Source organism: Vibrio hippocampi (assembly GCF_921292975.1).
Lineage (GTDB): Bacteria > Pseudomonadota > Gammaproteobacteria > Enterobacterales > Vibrionaceae > Vibrio > Vibrio hippocampi.
In genome coordinates, this window is record NZ_CAKLCM010000003.1 from 1,287,361 (window position 1) to 1,307,553 (window position 20,193).

Here is a 20,193-nt window from a genome sequence, read left to right on the forward strand (position 1 = left end):
CTCGATTTAATCCTCTTCGTTCCACCATCCACTGTCGTGTTCCATTCCATCTGCCAACGTTTCAAACAGCACTTTCTCCCCCATTTTGGGACAAATAAATGGCACATGATTCTGCGCCGCCGCTTTCTCGGCTCTTATTAGAGGCTCATTCCAGACATGATAAGAGAGATCAAACGTGCAGTTATGTATCGGTAGCATTACCTTACCCTGAACATCCAGATGAGCCTGTACACTTTGCTCTGGAAACATGTGAATAGAGGCCCAATTTTCATCATAGGCACCCGTCTCCATCAAGGTCAGATCAAATGGACCATATTGGTTACCAATGTCCTTAAAACCACTGAAGTAACCCGAGTCCCCGCTAAAGTAAACGCTGCGATGTTCACTTTGAATCACCCAACTTCCCCACAGTGAAGTATCTCTTTGCTGATATGAACGACCTGAAAAATGCTGAGTTGGGGTAAATACCAGTTTGATAGTGCCAATTTGCTCAGTCTGCCACCATTGATACTCGCGGATTTTGTTACTTGGTACGCCCCACTCTAAAAGATGTTGAGCCACATTTAGCGGTACTAAAAACTGTGCTACTTTGGTATGAATACGCTTGATGGTTTCTTTGTCGAGATGGTCGTAGTGGTCATGACTAATTAAGCAGATATCGACTTGTGGGAGGCAATCCATTTTAATTGGCAACGGGTGATAGCGCTTAGGACCCGCCCAATCTAGGGGTGAAGCACGCTCACTGAGTACCGGGTCGGTAATAATTAGCTTTTGATCTAGCTTCAACAGTACGGTGGAGTGACCTAACCGATAAACACAATCTCGCGACTCTTGCTCTATCATGGAGGCTTGTAACGATATAACGGGAATGTCGGGGGATTGAGGATGTAATATTTTATCGAGGTTGAGATAGGAACGGAGTGTAGTAATCGTATCTTTAATGGTCGGTGTATAAGCCACTTCTGAATTAACAAAACGGACCGGTTTAGTGTCCGTTGTGGCAATACGCGCTTTGACGCTCTGCGAAACTGATGCAAACATTCAAGTCTTCCTTGCTATAAGCTGATTGACTGACTGGTTAAGTGTTGTTCGCCAAGATGACATTTTCATGCCATTATGACGAAGAGTTTGTTTCGCCCTCCACTCAATGCGATATTGTCATCACTCGGTAAACCAAAGTCTTTACTCTGTCCCGCATAACCTTCATTCGTTAAAGAGCCCCATATATGAACAAATTTGCCACCCTCATTAACATCGCTAAGCGCAAATCAGTGATTGATGAAACCAGTAACTGGTCCAATGGTTCGAGCACTTATTTACAAGAGATCGTCAATGAAGTGGATGAAGTGATAGAAGAGATCCCCAAACAGCGCACTTGCTATCTAGAAACTGAACTGGGGGATGTGTTATGGGATTATCTCAACATGGTGATTGCCCTTGAGAAAGAGCAAGGGATTAGTTTGGAGTCCGTCCTAGCACGCGCCTGTGAAAAGTATGACGAACGCGTATCCGGCATAGAAAATGGTGTGGCTTGGGAAGCCATCAAAAAAATACAGAATCAAAAGCTGGCTGAGGAACAGCTGACCACACTGGCGCGAAAAAACAAGGCAAGTTAACGCGTTACACGCACGCAATCATCACGTTAAGGAACAACATGGAAGTACATCAATGCGTATCATTTTTACTGGTGACATCAGACCAAGTTTTATTAGAAACGCGCACTATGGATAAAGCCTCTGATCCAGGCATGATTGCCATTCCTGGTGGGCATATGGAAACCGATGAAACACAAAAGCAAACCTTAGCCCGAGAGTTGGAAGAAGAACTTGGCATCCGCGCGCTCAACAGCCAATATCTCTGCTCTCTTTATCACCCCACCAGTGAACTTCAACTGCTGCACTATTACGTCATTTTTGAATGGCACGGTGAGATTCAATCTCTTGAAGCTGAATCCGTAAACTGGTACCCAATAGGCAACGCACCCGTTGCCGTTGAGGCTGATCGGTTGGCGCTGAAAGAGTATCAAAGGCTTGCCGCTGTTTTAGGCAAATTTTCAGATTGTTAGGTTATTGATCAGTCTGTTAATCCGTCAGTGACTTCATCATCCAAACATCGCAACCATTATGGGTGGTTCCGGGGTAAGGCTGATCAAGATGGTAAAAGCCAAACTTGATATAAAGCTGAATCGCCGACTGCATCGTCGTCAGTGTGTCTAGGTAGCAGGATTGATATCCTTGCTGTTTGGCAAACTCTAAACAAGCCTGAACCAGTTGATAGCCCACCCTTTTACCGCGAGCTTCAGAAAGTAAAAACAGCTTTTTAAGTTCACAAATATCGCTGTGTTCACCAAACTGAGCGATTCCACAGCCACCGATAACCTGTCCCTCTAGCAAAGCCACTAAGTAAAGGCTTTTCTGTGCCTTGCCGTAGTGTTGACTCATCGCCAAGACTTCCGGATCCGATGGACCGAAACCCTCACCAATCGCACCGTATTCACGCCCTACCGATTGAATCACTTCCTTGAGCGCCAAGTCATGACAACTCTCTGCTTCGACCAATTGCACTTGCTGTATTGCTGTCATTGCTCACTCGCCTCCATGTAAATCTCGTTCGCTCTTTTGCCTACACGGCTTTGGCTGAACAAAAGATTGATTCGCTTGTGACCACTCACTTCAGCCACTATAACTTATATTAAATTGTGATTTTACCGGACGAAATCAACCCATTAGGATAAGGTTTATCATGCTCTCTTCGTGGTTAAGCCACCGAGATAAACCCATCATTGGCTGACTATGACACAATCACACGCGCTTTATGCGTTAATGGCGATGACCGCCTTTGCCCTTAACTCTCTCTTCTGTCGCTTAGCGCTTGGGGCTGAGTTGATCGATCCGATGAACTTTACCACCCTCAGACTCATGAGCGGCGGCGTCGCTCTTATGGTGGTACAGCACACCTTGCCAGTGCAACAAACCAAAAAAATCGACGTTAAGACTCGCGGGCTATTAGGGCTCACATTATTCGGCTATGCCTTATGTTTCTCTCTCGCCTATATCAGTTTAGAGACCGGCACAGGGGCTCTGTTACTGTTTGGCACGGTGCAGCTCTCGCTCATCGCTCTGCATCGCTTTCAGGGGAACAGGATACGCGGTCTAGAGCGGCTCGGGATCTTGCTTTCTATCAGCGGGTTCGTCGCATTGATGTTACCTTCCGCTAGCAGACCTGATCTAACGGGTGCGGCTTTGATGATCATCTCCGGAATTTGTTGGAGTGGATTCACTCTGCTTGGTAAAACCACCGATAGCGCCATTCAAGCAACGAAGACCGGTTTCTCAGTAGCCACCATGATGATGCTCGTCGCACTCGTGCTATATCATAGTTTCTATCAGCCTGAGGTGTTACTCACTATCGACGGTGTCATGCTAGCACTCGCTTCTGGCGTCCTTGCGTCTGCTCTCGGTTATGCCCTTTGGTACCGTATTTTGCCTAAAATCAGCCTGCTTCAAGCTTCGTTGATGCAGTTGTCGGTGCCCGTCATTGCGCTGGCTTTAGGGGTGATATTTGTAGCGGAGCATGTCAGTGCTGGGGCGATGATTTCCACTGGGTTGATACTCGCAGGGATTGGCGTGGTGAATTGGTCTAAGGGTCGGTAGTTTGGTTTGTCTTGCGGTGGGGAGACGCTTTGGGTAGATACCGCAACAGGTGCGGTATGACGTAAGCGAGGGGGAAACTACCAATAAATATGAATAGGCGTCCCTACGTTAACCAGAGTAAGCAACTCATCCATCTGATCATTGGTGATCGCAATGCAGCCATTGGTCCAGTCGAAGCTTTGCACAAATCGAGGAGGTTTGCTGTTGTCATTTTTTAAGCCATGAATCTTGATGTTACCACCGGGGCTGACACCGAGGTCTTGGGCGCGCTGTTGGTCCGTGGCGTTAGGGTAACTGATATGGATAGAGCGATAGAAAGCCGAATCATCCATAACAAAATCTAAGGTGTATTGCCCTTCAGGTGTGCGGTTATCTCCCTCTTGTACCTTGTGACCTCGTGGGTTCTTGCCTAGTGCAATTCGATACTCACGAACGATCTCATCACCAGCAATCAGGTACATACGGCGTACCGATTTCTTGACCTCGACACGGTCTATGGTCAGCGGTTGCACAAGAGCAATTTCTTGAGCAAACAGCGACGTCGATACAAATAACCCAATCCAAATAAAAAACTTAAACATGACACACCTCTGACTTCCGGCGGGATTCTATCTTGTAACTGTGCGAACTTTCAACCGCAAAATGGCGTTTGTTCACTATCCAAAACAGTATAAAAAATATCCTATTGATTTCGAGGGGATTAACTCATTGTCAATTTTAGTTTTCATTAGATTTTGTAAGGAAATTTTTGATGTTTATTATCAATTGTTTGACTACAATATCGTCCCCGTTATCAGTCGATAACTTCTTTTGAGGAGTTTCCCAATGCTCAGTGATTGGGTTAATACAGCATCGTTAATTGCCATGGCACTTATTTTTGTTGGTTCATTTGTGCAAACAGCGATTGGGTTTGGTTTAGCTATTGTCGCCGCACCGCTACTTTTTCAAATTTCTCCTGATTATGTTCCTGCTCCTATCTGCTTAGTCGCGCTGTTTATTTCGATTTTGAATGCGATGAAACACCGTGCAAACATCGCCATTGGCGGCTTAAAAATGGCCATTATTGGACGTATTCCCGGCTCTATTGCAGGTGCTGGATTGTTATTGATGGTATCAACTCAGGTGCTTTCGTTGTGGCTCGGTTTTCTGGTGGTATTCGCCGTCATCGTCAGTCTGCTTCCTTTTCGTCTTGAGCCGACTCCCATAAAGATGGGGATCGCCGGTTTCTTCTCTGGCTTTTTCGGAACCAGTAGTGCGATCGGTGGTCCACCGATGGCGCTGTTATTGCAACATCAAGAAGCAAGTCAACTGCGTGGCAATTTGTCGGCTTTTTTTGTATTCAGCTCTTTGATCTCTTTGGCGGTTCAAGCGCCCATTGGCTTTTTAACTCTGCATCATATTCAGATTACCCTGCCATTGATTCCAGCGGCTTGGTTAGGCTACAAACTGGCGCAATTGACCACACAATCGCTACCGAAAGAGAAAATCCGAATTGGGGCATTAATTTTGTGTGCCGTCAGTGGTGCAACGGCCATTTGGCAAGGCTTAAGCTGATCGCATTTTTGCCATTAACTCAGTTGCGCTAACACTTTTTCACAGAGTTGTTTCAGCGCAACTAGCTCATCTAGCGGCATATCTAATTTACAAGCCATCGCGTTAGGGATCGCTGTGGCTTTGTGCTTAAGCGCCTCTCCCTGTGGTGCTAAGTTTAATACTCTGACCCTTTCATCTTGTTCACTTCTCCCTCTTGTCACATATCCTTTTGCTTCTAAGCGCTTTAATAACGGCGTTAACGTGCCAGAATCAAGGTAGAGTTGAGCGCCTAACTCTTTAACACTGATGCCTTGATGCTGCCACAGCACCATCATGACGAGATATTGAGAATACGTCAGCTCTAACTCATCTAACAGTGGGCGATAAGCTCTAACTACAGCATTGGCAGCACTGTACAGAGGGAAACAAGCTTGATTGCTCAAAAGCAGACTATTTTGTTGCAAATCGATCGTACATTGCGTCATTTTGGTCACTCCAAAAAAATAAATTGTACACAATATAGTTGCAAACAACGTAGGTTTCGATCTAATATTGCAAACAATTAGATTGCACACAACTTAAATTTAAGGAATAACCACGATGCCTACTCTATATCAAACTCAAGCTACTGCACTTGCGGGTCGAAATGGTCAGGTGAAGACCGACGATGGTCTGTTAAGTCTCGACCTCGCTTATCCGAAAGAAATGGGTGGCACGGGTGATGCAACAAACCCTGAGCAACTGTTTGCGGCAGGTTATGCTGCCTGTTTTTCTAACGCTATCTTGCATGTGGCTCGTGAAGCAAAAGTGGCGTTGAGCCAAGCGCCTGTCACAGCCAATATTGGAATTGGTCCTAATGACAATGGTGGTTTTGCGCTTACTGCTAGCCTAAGTGTTGAACTGGATTTACCACAACAGCAAGCACTCGAGCTCACTCGTGTTGCTCACCAAGTCTGCCCTTATTCTAATGCCGTTCGTAATAATATCGACGTGCAAGTCACCGTGAACAACGAATCGATTTAATTCCGTTGCTTTATTCGTTAATAGCTTCATGAGTAAGAAGCGTCATCAATAACAAGCCCCATCAACCAAAAGTCGATGGGGCTTTTTGTGACTGACGTATTGTGTCTAGTTACGCTTTAAGATCAAAACGATCCGCATTCATGACTTTTACCCAAGCTGAGATAAAATCAGTCACAAACTTCTCTTTGTTATCATCTTGAGCATACAGCTCAGCGTAAGCGCGCAATACCGAGTTAGAGCCAAAGACCAAATCCACGCGAGATGCTTTCCACGCCGCTTCTCCGGATTGTCTATCACTCAATTGATACTCGCCGTCACCGAGCGGTCGCCATTGGTATTTCATATCGGTTAAGTTAACAAAGAAGTCGTTACTCAGTACGCCCACTTGATCGGTGAACACACCGTGTGGTGCTTGACCATAGTTGGTGCCAAGAACACGCATACCACCGACAAGCACTGTCATTTCCACCGCGCTTAGACCCAAAAGTTGCGTACGTTCTAGTAATAACTCTTCCGCTGAAACCGTAAAGTCTGCTTTCAGCCAATTGCGATAACCATCGTGTACCGGCTCCAGAACATCAAATGACTCTGCGTCGGTCATTGCATCGGTTGCATCGCCACGCCCTTGGGCAAAAGGCACCGTGACATCAAAACCACCTTGTTTCGCTGCGGCTTCGACGGCGGCACTGCCTGCCAACACAATCAAATCTGCCATGCTGATCGGCGAGCCGAGTTTGCTCTTGATCGCCTCAAGTTCCGATAACACTTTGTCTAAGCGCTCTGGCTCATTACCTTGCCAAGCTTTTTGCGGAGCGAGGCGAATACGTGCACCATTGGCACCGCCACGACGGTCAGAGCCGCGGTAAGTACGCGCACTGTCCCATGCCGTAGTAATGAAATCCGCTAACGGCAGCGAACTCTCAACCACCGCCGCTTTTAACGCGTTAATATCGTCTTCGCTTAAGGTGTAATCTACCGCTGGAATAGGATCTTGCCAGATCAGATCTTCTTGCGGAACATCCGCTCCCACATAACGACTCTTCGGACCCAGATCTCTGTGCGTCAGCTTGAACCAAGCTCGGGTAAAGACTTCTTCAAAGTAGGCGGGATCTTTATGGAAGCGTTCTGCAATCTTGCGATACTCAGGGTCAAATTTGAGTGCCATATCCGCATCCGTCATCATTGGATTACGGCGAACGTTTGGATTCTCCGCATCAACGGGCATGTCTTTTTCTTCAATATTGACCGGCTCCCACTGCCACGCACCCGCAGGGCTCTTGGTTGTCCACCAATCGTATTTCAGTAGTAGCTCAAAGTAGCCGTGATCCCATTGTGTTGGATTGGTTGTCCATGCGCCTTCCAGGCCACTGGTTACGGTGTCAGCACCTATGCCTCGCGTTGTTTTGTTGAGCCAACCTAAACCTTGGTCTTCAATATCTGCGCCTTCTGGCTCTGGACCTAGGCGTGCAGCATCGCCATTACCGTGACATTTACCCACCGTGTGCCCACCAGCGGTCAGTGCCACGGTTTCTTCATCGTTCATTGCCATGCGAGCAAAAGTAACACGCACATCATGAGCGGTTTTAATCGGATCGGGCTTGCCATCCACACCTTCTGGGTTGACATAGATAAGACCCATCATGACCGCGGCCAGTGGATTCTCTAAATCACGCTCACCCGAGTAGCGATTGCCTTCACCACCCGACGGTTGCAGCCACTCTTTCTCTGCGCCCCAATAAATGTCTTTTTCTGGCTGCCAGATATCCTCACGACCACCAGAGAAACCAAACGTTTTCAGTCCCATCGACTCATAAGCCATATTACCGGCCAAAATCATCAAATCGGCCCAAGACAGTTTATTGCCATATTTTTTCTTGATTGGCCACAAGATGCGGCGGGCTTTGTCTAGGTTTCCATTATCTGGCCAACTATTAAGAGGCGCGAAACGTTGATTACCGCGGCTTGCGCCACCTCGACCATCTGCCGTTCTATATGTACCGGCGGAGTGCCAAGCCATACGAATCATCAAACCACCGTAGTGACCCCAATCCGCGGGCCACCAATCTTGGCTTTCGGTCATAAGTTGTTTGAGATCTTGTTTGACCGCTTCGAGATCAAGCGAAGCAAAGGCCTTTGCATAATCAAATTCGGCACCCATGGGATCGGTCTTGCTATCGTGCTGATGCAAAATATCGAGGTTTAGACTTTTTGGCCACCAATTAAATTCTTGTGAAGACATATCTGTGTTCGCGCCATGCATGACCGGACACTTGCCTGTTTTGCCTTGATTACTCATAACTTCCCTCATTTGTGAATACCTACAAAGTACAAGGAGATAATAGCCAACAATCGAACATTTTGCGGCTATCATTGTAATAGGTTTTATCAATCTTTGATTTCACTTGATTTATACGACTTGATGGGGAAGAAATTCACTCATTGGGAAAAAGAATAATCCCGAAGAATTTGTGCTTTATTCAATCAGTGAAATTAGCACTTATTTCTTGATTTGGTGTGTTTCATTGTAAAAAAAACGGCACCGAAAGGTGCCGTTATACGAGTTCGATTGAGTCTGTTTTGTGCGACGATTAAGAATGAGCCTTGGTCGCCTTCGACGGTTTCGATCTTGGTTCGTCCATCAAACCTTTTACCAATGAAACCGAGGCAACAAGCAGGACAAGGGTAAATGGTAAACCTGTCGTCACCGCCATCGCTTGTGCGGCTGCCAGACCTCCGCCTAGCATCAGAGCAATCGCCACTAAGCCTTCAAATGTACACCAGAATACACGCTGAGGTGTCGGCGCATCGACCTTACCACCCGCCGCAATGGTATCAATCACCAGCGAACCAGAATCCGCAGAAGTGATAAAGAACACCACCACTAAGATGATACCCACCACAGACGTAAGTTGTGATAGCGGAAGGACATCCAGCATCGCAAACAGTTTTAATGGTAGCTCTGCATCAAACACCGCTTGATAACCATCGTTGACATATTGGCTGATTGCCGTGCCACCAAAGGCCGTCATCCACAGCACACAGACCGTTGATGGGATTAAGATAACGCAGACAATAAACTCACGTACCGTCCGACCACGAGAGATACGAGCGATAAACATACCAACAAACGGAGACCATGAGATCCACCACGCCCAATAGAACGCTGTCCAGCCTTGTGAATAGTTCACATCCTCACGACCAAACGGTAACGAAAGTGCGGTGATATTAGTTAAATATGCGCCGATATTATCAAAAAACCCGCTCATAATAGCCCATGTGGGTCCTACTATAATCACGAAAAATAGCAAGGCTGCCGCCACGGCCATGTTTAACTCAGATAGGCGCTTAACACCACCATCAAGACCAGCGACAACGGAAATCAGTGCCAATGCGGTAATAATGACGATCAGAACCACTTGAGTAATGTCTGTCATCGGAATGCCAAACAAATATTCTAAGCCTGTTGCTGCTTGAGAGGCACCGTAACCAAGAGAAGTGGCTAGACCGAATACCGTTGCGATAACCGCTAAAATATCAATCACATGCCCAACCCAACCCCACACTCTTTCTCCAAATAGAGGATAGAAAATAGAACGCATGGTTAAAGGCAAGCCTTTGTTAAACGAAAAGATAGCCAATCCGAGTGCCAGTAAGGCATAAATAGACCAAGGGTGTAACGCCCAGTGATAAATGGTTGCAGCCATACTCAAAGCGGTTGCCGCTTGAGTATCACCCTGTGCGCCACCTAATGGTGCCCAGTCGGTACGAACGCCGTCAACCGTCGTGATCCCGCCCAGTGAAGAGCTGAAGTGAGACATCGGCTCAGACACACCAAAGAACACTAGACCGATACCCATGCCCGCCGCGAATAACATCGCAAGCCAACCTGCATAGCTGTAATCGGGGGTAGCTTCTGTGCCGCCGATACGAACGCGACCTAGAGGTGTAACGATCAACAATAAACAGACAGCAACAAAAAAGTTGCCAGAAAGCAGAAAAAACCAATCCAGATTGGATACTAACCCGTTACGCAATTGAGCAAAAAACGGCTCTACCTGCTCACGGAAAATCAACGTTGCCAATACAAAAGATATGATCGCCAATCCAGATATCGCAAACACTCGGTTGTGAATATCTAAACCAAAAGGTCCTACTTTTAATGCTACGTTGTCTTGTCCTATTTGATAGTCAGTATCAATAGGGTTAACGCGACCATCCGGACGTTGGATGCCGCCGTTATTATCAGTGCTCACAATTATCTCCTTATAAACACTTGTTCAATTTAACCAAGTTTGTAGTCACCGAAAAAAGTCCGCTCGAAATCAAAAGCATCGAATTAGAATGTGCGGATGCTACCTGATGATATTACCTTTATGTTACGCATTTACTCATTTAAGTTCGTTATCACCATGAACAAAGCTGTTTATCGAACCAAGCTGTTTATCGAACCAAGCTGTTTATCGCCAACGGCAAATTTCAAGTTAGTCAGTCAACCAATTCCTATCTTGCTCAGTTTCATAAAGATTCAATATCCATTCGATATAAAAGAAACCCTTTTGCAACCGGATTTACCATCCGTTGCTCACAAGTCATTCTGAGATAGGAGCGAACGAATGCTAAATAATGGGTTATTAGTCGCCTTGTGTTTACTGGTCACCGCTTGTTCATCCGTCGATCGCAAAGCGAATAAAGAGTCGGAATATTATGCTCCATTGAACAGTGACTACATCCGCTATTGGGATGGTGAAACAAGCAAGCTGTTGTCGGCTAAGTACAATCAATACAATTCACAGCGCTTTCAAAATCGGTTGGATAAGGATGGAGTGCTGAACTATTTAGCACTGTCTGGAGGTGGATTTAATGGCGCATTCTCTGCGGGTATCCTCACCGCATGGAGTGACCAAGGAACCCGTCCGCAATTTGATGTCGTAACTGGGGTCTCCACTGGCGCTATTGTGTCGATATTTGCTTTCTTAGGCAGCGATTACGACCATGAGCTGAAGCAGCTTTATACCGAAACAGACTTCAACGACCTATTTGAGCAAAACAACGTCTTTTCAGCCTTCAGTGGTAAGGCGCTTTATGACAACAGTAAATTTGAGCAAAAAGTTCGTACCACCATTAATGACGAATTAGTGTCGCAGATTGCCTTTGAAAGTCGTCTTGGGCGTAAGTTGTTTATTGGCACTACCGACCTCGATAATCAAAAGTTAGCGATTTGGGATATCGGGCGAATTGCGGAATTTGGCAGTCCCAGAGCAACCGAGCTGATTCAAGATTTGGTGGTCGCCAGCAGTTCTGTTCCCGGCGCCTTCCCAGTCAAACGTATTCATCTCACCATCAATGGTGAAGAGTACGATGAATTGCATGTCGACGGTGGCATTGTCAGGCAGGTATTTTTTGCACCACAGTGGTTTAACATTGAGAATATGGCGGCAGGAGAGCAACAAAATCTCTATGTCATTCGCAACGGAGGTTTAGCCCCCAAATATCAGCAAACTGAGATCACTTTCACCGATATTTCCGCCCGCACGATCGACACTTTATTACTCAGCCAAGGTATTGGTGATATTGAGTTTATCTTTCACTACGCCAAACGATACGACATCAATTTCAATCTTGCCTACATTCAGTCGGACTTCCCCGATATCGAGCAAGAAGATCCCATGAGCAAAGCCTATATGCAGCGCTTATATCAATACTCTTATCAGAAGAAAAATCAGCACTCCGCTTGGAGCCAAGTACCGCCGTCACTGCGCTATTTGTATCACGATAACGACAAATTATTGGGGAAGTAGACATATTGTAAAAATAGAACGGTTAGAGAAATCGAACTATTGAAGAAAAAGAAAGAGCCGAGAAGTGACTTCTCGGCTCTAAACTTAGGGTCAAATTATGCTTCGGTGGCGACTTCTGCGGTGGCTTCGGTAAAAGCCTGATCGAGAAGTTGGATAATTTGCTCGGCTTCCGTTTCGTTCAGCGTTAACGGAGGACTTAAACACAAGGTGTTATTAAATTTGGCAAACGAGCGATTCGTACGACCAATAATCAATCCTTTCTTCATACACGTTGCAGCAACGCCAGCGGCGAATGCCTCATCGACCGGCTCTTTGCTCGCGCGATTTTTGACCAATTCTAAACCTAAGAATAAGCCTTTACCTCGGACATCACCGATCACTGGATGACGCTGTTTCAACCATTGCAACCTTGCAAACAGGTATTCACCTACTTTGGCACAGTTGTCGACTAGGTTTTCTTCTTCAAGGATCTTAAGATTTTCTAACGCCGCCGCTGGACCCACTGTACAACCGGCGTAGGTGCTGATGTCTCTAAAGTAATCAAACTTGTCGCTTGGATTTTGTTTAAACAGATCAAACACTTCTTCTGTCGTCACAGTACAAGAAATGGCGGCATACGCTGACGCTACACCTTTCGCCATAGTGACAATATCAGGCTTGATGCCGTAATGCTGATAACCAAACCATTTACCGGTTCGACCCATACCACACACCACTTCATCGACATGAATTAAAATATCGTATTTTTTACAGATTCGTTGAATCTCTTCGTAATAACCTTTCGGTGGCGTGATCACCCCACCACCTGCCGTAATCGGCTCGATAACAATCGCGCCAACGGTGTCGGGACCCTCGCGTAAGATCACATCTTCCAGTTGCTGGGCCGCTTGTAATCCATAATCTTCTACCGGCCCAAACTGACTGCGATATTCACAACAGTGAGGAAACTCAACAAAGCCGGGCGTAAACGGACCATACTGGTTACGTCGTTCTTCTTGCCCTGTTGAGCTTAAGCAACTGATGGTGGTGCCATGATAATCACGTTCGCGATACAAGATCTTATGCTTTTTGCCGCCATACTTTTTATGCGCGATCTGGCGGACAATTTTGTAGGCTTTTTCATTCGCTTCGGAACCCGAGTTAGAGAAATACACTCGACTCATCCCCGGCATCTTTTCTATCAGTTTACTAGCAAACTCAGCGGTCACTGGGTTGCCTGCGGTTCCAGCAAAGAAATTCAGTTTCACCGCTTGCTGTTTCATCGCCTCAGCAATTCGCTCTCGACCATAACCGACATTGACACACCAAACACCGCCTGAACTGGCGTCAAGATAACGTTTACCGTTGATGTCCCAGACATAAATGCCTTTGCCGCTCGACATCACCAGCGGGTCTTGTTTCTCAAACGGTGCATGTTGCGTGATATGGTGCCAAACATGCTGCTTATCCCAATCGACAATACGATCTCGCTGTTCCTGTTGAACATCTTGTAAGCTTGTCACTGTTGAATCCAATTCCATCATCGATTCCTCCCTGTTTTTTTCCACCTTAGACAAAGAGGTCACAATCACCATAGATCCAGTTGTGGCTATTTTTGGTGACAGCCTTAGATCTCCCCATAAGCAAACACCGAAATTGTTGGCATGGATGATGCTGTCAATCCGTATATTTTCAGTGGCATAGCAAATCGACTTGCTCTGATTGAGACGTCAAGGATGGGAGGATAAAGAAATGAAAAGTGATTTCCTGATGCATATTCAGTTTTCACCAGAACGAAGCTTACAAGAGCAAATTCGAGAACATTTATTGGCGGCTATGCGCAACGGAGTGTTTGCCGACAACGCCCTTCCGTCCTGTAGAAAATTAGCCTCACAGTTGCGCGTGTCACGCAACACCGTTGTATTAGTCTATGATCGATTGGTTGATGAGGGGTATCTGGTTTCACATCAACGCAGTGGCTATTACCCTTGTCCCGAGGCATTTTCAGCGCAAGCACTGAAATCTCCGATTAAAGATAACCATAGTAGACACACTGTTAGTGGTGCAAAACCTTCCCAATTTTGGTTCAACCGTATTAAGCAAGATGTCAGTAGCCAAAGAAATATCGCTAAACCGAGCAATTGGAAAGATTACCCCTACCCGTTTCTGTTTGGTCAGCCAGACCACTCACTGTTTCCGCTTAACCACTGGCGTGAATGTTGTCGCTTATCACAGCGTACAGGGGTAGTAAAAGATTGGGTGTCAGATTCGATTGATTGCGATGATCCCGCCCTCATCAAACAACTGCAAAGTAACGTGTTGCCCAAGCGAGGAATTCAAGCGAAACAAGAGCAGATATTAGTCACCATTGGCACCCAAAACTCGCTCTATCTCTTGGCTCAGTTATTGGTCGGCGACAACACGACACTGGCTATTGAAGAACCGGGCTATCCCGACGTGAGAAATATCTTTTCCACCAGTGGCGCGAATATTTTGCCGATTAACCTTGATGAGCAGGGCATCGAAGTCAGCCCGGCACTAAAGCAGTGTGACTACGTTTATGTCACGCCCAGCCATCAAGTGCCCTCCAATGTGACTATGTCGATGCAACGTCGTCAAGAATTACTCGACGCCGCAGAGGCCTATGATTTTGTCATTATTGAGGACGATTACGAGAGTGAGATCAATGTCTTGAGCCACGCCAGTCCATCACTAAAGAGTTTGGATAAACATGGGCGTGTTATTTATATCGGCAGTATGTCTAAATCACTGTCTCCGGGATTAAGGCTCGGTTATATGGTCGCGGATACGCCGCTTATACAATCTGCGCGAGCGCTGCGAAGACTGATGTATCGTCACCCCCCAGCGAATAATCAACGCACCTGTGCGCTGTTTATTTCTCTGGGTCACTATGACGCGTACTTAAGAAAACTGCATATTTGCTACCAAGAGCGCTGGTCTGTGATGCGCCAAGCTATCGAGCATTATTTGCCACAGTGTGTCACCACCGAGACTGTTGGCGGCAGTGCGTTTTGGCTCAAATTACCCGATCCCATTGATTGTGAGCAGTTTGCTCAACAAGCTAAGAATATCGGCGTGCTAGTGGAACCGGGAACGGTCCATTTTTCCCGCTTCAACCTCGATAGCCGTCGCTATATCCGCTTAGGATATTCCGCTATCGACACCGACAAAATCGAAGCTGGCATAAAAAAGTTGGCTGAGCTATTACCTGAAAATCAAGTGCCTGAATATCAAGTGCCTGAATATCAAGGCTGAATCCCCTGACACCATAATCAACTTTAACTGGCTCTAATCTCAAGCCCACTAACCTTTTAGACTAAGGCTTAAGTCAGCAAAAGAGGGCGCTTAACCCGACCGCTTTTAATGATTTGGGATCTTGGGTTTTAAAGCGGAGGTGAGCCATGTTATCCACCCTAGTGATCATTATTACACTCGCGATTGCCGGGTTCATTCGCGGCTATACCGGGTTTGGTTTTTCGGCTTTAGTGATCCTCGTGCTTTCTGCGATCTATCCTGTGGCACAAATGGTTCCCGCCGTGCTGCTTGTGGATCTTATTGTGACGCTGCCTTTGGTTGCCTCAAGCTGGAAGCAGACCGACTTTAGCGCCCTATCACCTCTACTTATCACCACCATGATAGGTATTCCTTGTGGCTATTGGCTGCTGTTTAATCTACCGGATATCGCCCTTAAATTACTGGTTCCATCCACCGTGTTAGCTCTCGCCATCATCAGTCGCAGTCATAGCGTGGTATTGATGCGAGTAGCACGCTCACCGTTGCTTTGCGGTTTTATGTCGGGCTGGACAACCAGTGCCGTATCTGCGGGCGGCGCTCCTGTCGTGATCTATATGCGCTATAGCCAACTCGATATTCACAGCCAAAAAAACAGCCTGATTAGCTATTTTTTCCTCACCACTTGCTTTGCAGTAGGAAGCAGTTTCGCTATGACTCAGCAGTGGTACTTGTTGCCGGATTACCCACTTCTCTATACCGTTATCGCCGGCATTGCGGTACTGATAGGTAAGGCTTGCTACCAATATCGCAGCCTGCCGAGTTTGCATCACGCAGCCTACTATTTACTACTGATTTTATCGGTCATTTCAATGAGCCGAGTTATTTGGACACTTTTCTCTTAAGGACAAGATTATGATGACTTCAAGACTTCCCACTGTATTGATTACTGGCGCCACTTCCGGTTTTGGACGCGCCGCCGCGAGACGATTTGGCGAAATGGGATACGCGTTGATATTAACTGGTCGTCGACAAGAACGTCTGGCTGAGCTCGCGGATGAACTCAGCCAACACTGCGCTGTGTATACTTATAGCCTTGATGTCAGAGATAGCGAAGCGGTGGTCGACATGGTGCAACAACTGCCGCAAGAATTTCGTAATATCGAAATACTGATTAACAATGCTGGGCTCGCTTTAGGTGCGGGTGTCGCTCATCAATCATCACTGGATGATTGGCATACCATGATAAACACCAACATCACCGGATTGGTCAATGTGACCCACAGTCTGTTGCCTATTCTGCTTGAGCAGCCTAAATCCACCATTATTAACCTAGCAAGCATCGCTTCAAACTGGTGCTACCCAGGCGCGCATGTCTATGGAGCCAGTAAGGCTTTCGTCGCACAGTTTTCTCGTAACCTGCGCAGCGATTATGCAGGCACACCTTTACGAATCACCAGTTTAGAACCAGGGCTGTCAGAGAGTGAATTTAGTTTGGTGCGTTTTGGTGGCGATCAAGACAAATACAATCAGATCTACAATGGCACTAATCCTCTGCAACCCGAAGACATTGCCGATATTATGCTGTGGATTGCCGAACAACCTAGTCATATTAATATCAACAGCATTGAAGTCATGCCTACCAGTCAGGCATGGGATAACTTTAAGGTGGTTAAAAGCTAGACGCTCAAAACTGAGCGGTCAAAATCCGCACAGTTAAAAAACAAGCCATCAAGAGTTGAAGTGATGGTTTCTGCGACCTTTAGATGATGTTATCAAGCTAAAGGTCGCGAGTCAGACCAAGAGATCTCACCACAACAAACAGCGACTAAATATCTGTTTTCTCTATGCTTGCCACTGTTAAAACTGAGTTAAACACTGTCAAAACATGACCGCCTTCATAGACAGCTAAATATTTATGCAATTTAGCGCAGTAAAAACTGTCACCCATCTCGCAAAATGAAAATGTGCCAATTGACTGAATAATTTTGGTTAAAATATAGTCCTCGCTGAGGAATGGTCCTCATTCATTTTTAAGGAAATTATATGGCTGGCACAATTATTATGTGGCTGTTAATTGCGGTTTGCGTATTAGGTTTTGTACAATTAATTAGAAATAAAGATTAACCTGAGCAATAGCCAAGGCGACAGTCCAAACCCAATCGCTTGGACTGTCTCCTACCATGATTTGTTGTGAAAGTAGCGAAGATTTTTATCGGTTCGATAACCCTGAATCACCTCAAAAGCTAGGCCAATAAAATGCGCTGTAATTGCTGCAACGAGCTCACTTCATAACTTGGCGCAATCCCCTCTGGTCGTTGCGCAGCCTGAGTATTAAGCCAGCAAGTATCAATGCCAAAATTCATACCTCCCAGAACATCTGAATGCGGGTTATCCCCCACCATCAGAACGGTCGATTTACACGGATTTCCCATCAATTGATGGGCGTGTGCAAAAATACCGCCGTCCGGCTTAGCGACACCCACCTCTTCGGAAATCACGACATATTCAAAGTAGTCACTCATGCCGGTTCGATCTAAGCGAATTTGTTGAAGTTCGGTAAAACCGTTGGTAATAATACCCAGTTTTGCCTGTCCCGTTAGCGCCTCAATTAACTCACTAGCACCCGGTAACAGGGTGCAGATATCCGCCATTGCCTCTAGAAAAGCACTATTGAGCGCTTTTGGCGTCACATTCAACTTGTCTGCCCAACCCTGAAAGCGTGTGACCTTGAGCTGTTCTGCGCTGATCTTTCCATCTTGATAATCGACCCAAAGCGGCTTATTGACCAATTGGTAGTCTGCGTACTGTTTCTCGGTAAAGTCGATACCAAAACGTTTGAACATCACCTGCATGCCTCGGAATGCGTCAAAGTGAAACAGGGTCTCATCTGCATCAAATAGTATCCAATCGTATTTCATCGTTATTCAGCCATTAATTAAAACGGCACGATTGTAGCCTTAATAACTGACTGCACGCCAATGTTAATGAGCTTCATGACGGTAAAATTCGATTTTTTCTTTAATTAACCACACGCTAAGTCCCCAATCGGCACCAACTTAATGTATGCATAAGATGCATAGTTTAATTCACATTATTTCATTTGAGTCATGCTATGGGTGTCATTACACTGCGCGCTCTTTTAAAACTAATTCAAAGTGATACCGATGTTTTCACAGAGTTTATCAGCACAACTGATGCGGATGGTTTTACTGCTCGCTCTCAGTTTGGTTGTCGTTCATCACTCACCTAAGCTACTGAATTTACTAGCACAGCAGGCGGTTGACGCGGGCTGTCACCAAACCAGTAGCTTGGACACGATGCATCACCACCACGAACACCATCAGCACCATTAAGGTAACCTTTTTATATGAGCATTTTTCGTTTTCCAGCTTTAGTTTGGTTGGGTATCGGTATTTTGATTGTCAGTCTGGGCATTCGTCAGTCTTTTGGTATTTTTATGATGCCAATTTCTGAACACTTCCAGACAGGTCGCGAGTTTTTTAGCTTCGCTATCGCGTTGCAGAACCTCCTATTTGGCGTATTCCAGCCTTTTGTCGGCATGGCGGCTGATAAATGGGGTTCAAAACGTATCATCGGTGCTGGCGCATTCGCGTATGCAATGGGCTTATACCTCACCTCCATCACCACCGAAGCCAGTGTGCTGTATTTTTCGCTTGGGGCATTAGTCGGTCTTGGTTTAAGCGCGACCAGTTATGTGATTATTTTGGGTGCGGTAGCAAAAGTTGTCCCTGCCGAACATGCCGCTAAAGCATTTGGTTTAACCACCGCTGCGGGCTCATTTGGTATGTTTGCCATGATTCCAGGCGCACATGCGATGCTGAGCAATATCGGCTGGCAAGGCGCATTGCAAGGCTTTGCGATGCTATGTGCTGTGATGATTGCGTTCTCTATGTTTATGAAATCGAACCGTGCAAGCGCATCAAGTGCTCAAGTGGCTGAACCTGAAATGACGCTTAAACAAGCGCTCGCTGAAGCCTTCCGTCACAAAGGTTACTGGCTCATTCATGCAGGTTTCTTTGTTTGTGGTTTCCACGTGATGTTTATTGCGACCCATTTGCCAAGTTACCTTGCCGATAAAAACCTGCCAGCCAGCAGCGCGGCACTGGCGCTCGCCTATGTCGGTATTTTTAATATCTTCGGCTCTTATTTTTGGGGTCTGATGGGCGACAAATTTAGCAAACGCCATGTGATGAGTATGCTCTACCTGATGCGCACAACGGTCATTGCTGGGTTTGTGACGCTACCCGTTACCGAGCATACTGCGGCAATCTTTGGTGGCGCAATCGGCTTTTGTTGGCTGGGAACCGTACCACTGACTTCAGGCCTAGTCAGACAGATTTTTGGCGCTCGATACCTATCAACGCTCTATGGTTTGGTTTTCTTTACTCACCAAGTGGGCAGCTTTTTAGGCGCATGGGCAGGCGGTCGTATTTATGATTACTACGGCTCATACGATCCTATTTGGTGGTCAACGATTGCGTTAGCGTTTCTCGCCGCATTGATTCACTTACCGATTAACGACAAACCGCTGCGCACCGCAATGGCTTAAACGAACAGTCTTAATCTCTTTTGCTACGGTCCATTTTATGGACCGTTTTTTTTTGCAAAAAATTCATGTCATTAAAAGTTAAATGAAATTGAAGGGATGACTCGCTGAATTATTGGCTGTGCCATAGAGCAGAAGTGGGGGGCTTTAAAGATCATGCTTTTTATTGTGCCTGCTTTTATTGTGCCTGTCCTGATTTCCCGGATTTCCCGATCCTGAAGAGTCCTGTTAAGCAATTTGTTATGTTTAAAGCCATACGAGTCCACTATATGGCTTAGTTTTTAGGGATTCTAACCTGCTTTCAAGAGAACCTGAGTGTATCTCTAATTTATGACCATCAGGATCTAAGATATAGAGCGACTGTCCTTCACTTTTGAATTGTTTT

Annotated in this window: 19 protein-coding genes and 1 pseudogene; 11 read left to right on the plus strand and 9 right to left on the minus strand. The window is 46.1% G+C overall.

Features of this window, described 5'->3' with window-relative positions; all coding sequences use genetic code 11:
* Positions 1–6 precede the first annotated feature (6 nt).
* The gene (locus tag L9Q39_RS18750) at positions 7–1,041 is read right to left on the minus strand and encodes an MBL fold metallo-hydrolase (protein ID WP_237486602.1); all 1,035 of its coding nucleotides are present in this window, start codon (positions 1,039–1,041) and stop codon (positions 7–9) included.
* 185 nt (positions 1,042–1,226) lie between these two features.
* Between L9Q39_RS18750 and L9Q39_RS18755 the strand changes: the two genes are divergently transcribed.
* Together L9Q39_RS18755 and L9Q39_RS18760 are read left to right on the plus strand one after the other, a co-directional pair.
* Positions 1,227–1,616 (plus strand): MazG nucleotide pyrophosphohydrolase domain-containing protein, encoded by a 390-nt coding sequence (locus L9Q39_RS18755; RefSeq protein WP_237486603.1) that lies wholly within the window; start codon positions 1,227–1,229, stop codon positions 1,614–1,616.
* Positions 1,617–1,654: 38 nt separating this feature from the next.
* A complete protein-coding gene (locus L9Q39_RS18760; RefSeq protein ID WP_237486604.1) occupies positions 1,655–2,065 on the plus strand; it encodes an NUDIX hydrolase in 411 nt (136 codons plus the stop codon).
* A 16-nt stretch (positions 2,066–2,081) separates the two neighbouring features.
* Here the strand turns inward: L9Q39_RS18760 and L9Q39_RS18765 are convergent, their stop codons facing one another.
* The gene (locus tag L9Q39_RS18765) at positions 2,082–2,582 is read right to left on the minus strand and encodes a GNAT family N-acetyltransferase (RefSeq protein WP_237486605.1); all 501 of its coding nucleotides are present in this window, start codon (positions 2,580–2,582) and stop codon (positions 2,082–2,084) included.
* A 210-nt stretch (positions 2,583–2,792) separates the two neighbouring features.
* On the opposite strand from L9Q39_RS18765, the gene L9Q39_RS18770 reads away from it, so the two are divergent.
* Positions 2,793–3,653, plus strand: coding sequence for a DMT family transporter (locus L9Q39_RS18770; protein WP_237486606.1), 861 nt, complete (start codon positions 2,793–2,795; stop codon positions 3,651–3,653).
* A 77-nt stretch (positions 3,654–3,730) separates the two neighbouring features.
* On the opposite strand, the gene L9Q39_RS18775 is transcribed toward L9Q39_RS18770, so the two are convergent.
* The gene (locus L9Q39_RS18775) at positions 3,731–4,234 is read right to left on the minus strand and encodes a L,D-transpeptidase family protein (RefSeq protein WP_237486607.1); all 504 of its coding nucleotides are present in this window, start codon (positions 4,232–4,234) and stop codon (positions 3,731–3,733) included.
* A 244-nt stretch (positions 4,235–4,478) separates the two neighbouring features.
* Between L9Q39_RS18775 and L9Q39_RS18780 the strand changes: the two genes are divergently transcribed.
* Positions 4,479–5,207, plus strand: a complete 729-nt coding sequence (locus L9Q39_RS18780) for a sulfite exporter TauE/SafE family protein (RefSeq protein WP_237486608.1) — start codon at positions 4,479–4,481, stop codon at positions 5,205–5,207.
* 14 nt (positions 5,208–5,221) lie between these two features.
* On the opposite strand, the gene ohrR is transcribed toward L9Q39_RS18780, so the two are convergent.
* Positions 5,222–5,671 carry a transcriptional regulator OhrR gene (ohrR, locus tag L9Q39_RS18785; protein ID WP_237486610.1) on the minus strand — a complete coding sequence of 150 codons (450 nt, stop codon included), beginning with the start codon at positions 5,669–5,671 and terminating at the stop codon, positions 5,222–5,224.
* A gap of 115 nt (positions 5,672–5,786) precedes the next feature.
* On the opposite strand from ohrR, the gene ohr reads away from it, so the two are divergent.
* On the plus strand, positions 5,787–6,209 hold the full coding sequence (ohr, locus tag L9Q39_RS18790; protein ID WP_237486611.1) for an organic hydroperoxide reductase Ohr: 423 nt from the start codon (positions 5,787–5,789) through the stop codon (positions 6,207–6,209).
* Between the two features lie 109 nt (positions 6,210–6,318).
* On the opposite strand, the gene katG is transcribed toward ohr, so the two are convergent.
* A complete protein-coding gene (gene katG, locus L9Q39_RS18795; protein WP_237486613.1) occupies positions 6,319–8,505 on the minus strand; it encodes a catalase/peroxidase HPI in 2,187 nt (728 codons plus the stop codon).
* 292 nt (positions 8,506–8,797) lie between these two features.
* Positions 8,798–10,462: a BCCT family transporter gene (locus L9Q39_RS18800; protein WP_237486614.1), complete on the minus strand. Its 1,665-nt coding sequence runs from the start codon at positions 10,460–10,462 to the stop codon at positions 8,798–8,800.
* Between the two features lie 360 nt (positions 10,463–10,822).
* Here L9Q39_RS18800 and L9Q39_RS18805 point away from each other — a divergent pair, with 360 nt between their 5' ends.
* The gene (locus L9Q39_RS18805; RefSeq protein ID WP_237486615.1) at positions 10,823–12,007 is read left to right on the plus strand and encodes a patatin-like phospholipase family protein; all 1,185 of its coding nucleotides are present in this window, start codon (positions 10,823–10,825) and stop codon (positions 12,005–12,007) included.
* Between the two features lie 95 nt (positions 12,008–12,102).
* Here L9Q39_RS18805 and L9Q39_RS18810 read toward each other — a convergent pair whose 3' ends face one another.
* Positions 12,103–13,530, minus strand: coding sequence for an aminotransferase family protein (locus L9Q39_RS18810; RefSeq protein WP_290369173.1), 1,428 nt, complete (start codon positions 13,528–13,530; stop codon positions 12,103–12,105).
* Between the two features lie 208 nt (positions 13,531–13,738).
* Between L9Q39_RS18810 and pdxR the strand changes: the two genes are divergently transcribed.
* The 3 genes from pdxR to L9Q39_RS18825 all read left to right on the plus strand — a co-directional run bounded on the left by pdxR (position 13,739) and on the right by L9Q39_RS18825 (position 16,921).
* A complete protein-coding gene (gene pdxR / locus L9Q39_RS18815) occupies positions 13,739–15,262 on the plus strand; it encodes a MocR-like pyridoxine biosynthesis transcription factor PdxR (protein WP_237486616.1) in 1,524 nt (507 codons plus the stop codon).
* 146 nt (positions 15,263–15,408) lie between these two features.
* The gene (locus L9Q39_RS18820; RefSeq protein ID WP_237486617.1) at positions 15,409–16,143 is read left to right on the plus strand and encodes a sulfite exporter TauE/SafE family protein; all 735 of its coding nucleotides are present in this window, start codon (positions 15,409–15,411) and stop codon (positions 16,141–16,143) included.
* A gap of 10 nt (positions 16,144–16,153) precedes the next feature.
* On the plus strand, positions 16,154–16,921 hold the full coding sequence (locus L9Q39_RS18825; RefSeq protein WP_237486618.1) for an SDR family NAD(P)-dependent oxidoreductase: 768 nt from the start codon (positions 16,154–16,156) through the stop codon (positions 16,919–16,921).
* A 563-nt stretch (positions 16,922–17,484) separates the two neighbouring features.
* Here L9Q39_RS18825 and yjjG read toward each other — a convergent pair.
* Positions 17,485–18,159, minus strand: a complete 675-nt coding sequence (yjjG, locus tag L9Q39_RS18830; RefSeq protein WP_237486619.1) for a pyrimidine 5'-nucleotidase — start codon at positions 18,157–18,159, stop codon at positions 17,485–17,487.
* Between the two features lie 246 nt (positions 18,160–18,405).
* Here yjjG and L9Q39_RS18835 point away from each other — a divergent pair, with 246 nt between their 5' ends.
* Entirely contained in the window at positions 18,406–18,594 is a 189-nt protein-coding gene (locus L9Q39_RS18835; protein WP_237486620.1) for a hypothetical protein, read from the plus strand.
* A 14-nt stretch (positions 18,595–18,608) separates the two neighbouring features.
* The gene (locus tag L9Q39_RS18840) at positions 18,609–19,811 is read left to right on the plus strand and encodes an MFS transporter (RefSeq protein WP_237486621.1); all 1,203 of its coding nucleotides are present in this window, start codon (positions 18,609–18,611) and stop codon (positions 19,809–19,811) included.
* Positions 19,812–20,054: 243 nt separating this feature from the next.
* Here the strand turns inward: L9Q39_RS18840 and L9Q39_RS18845 are convergent.
* Positions 20,055–20,192 (minus strand): annotated as a pseudogene (locus L9Q39_RS18845) (glutathione transferase); the annotation flags it as partial.
* Between the last annotated feature and the right edge of the window lies 1 nt (position 20,193).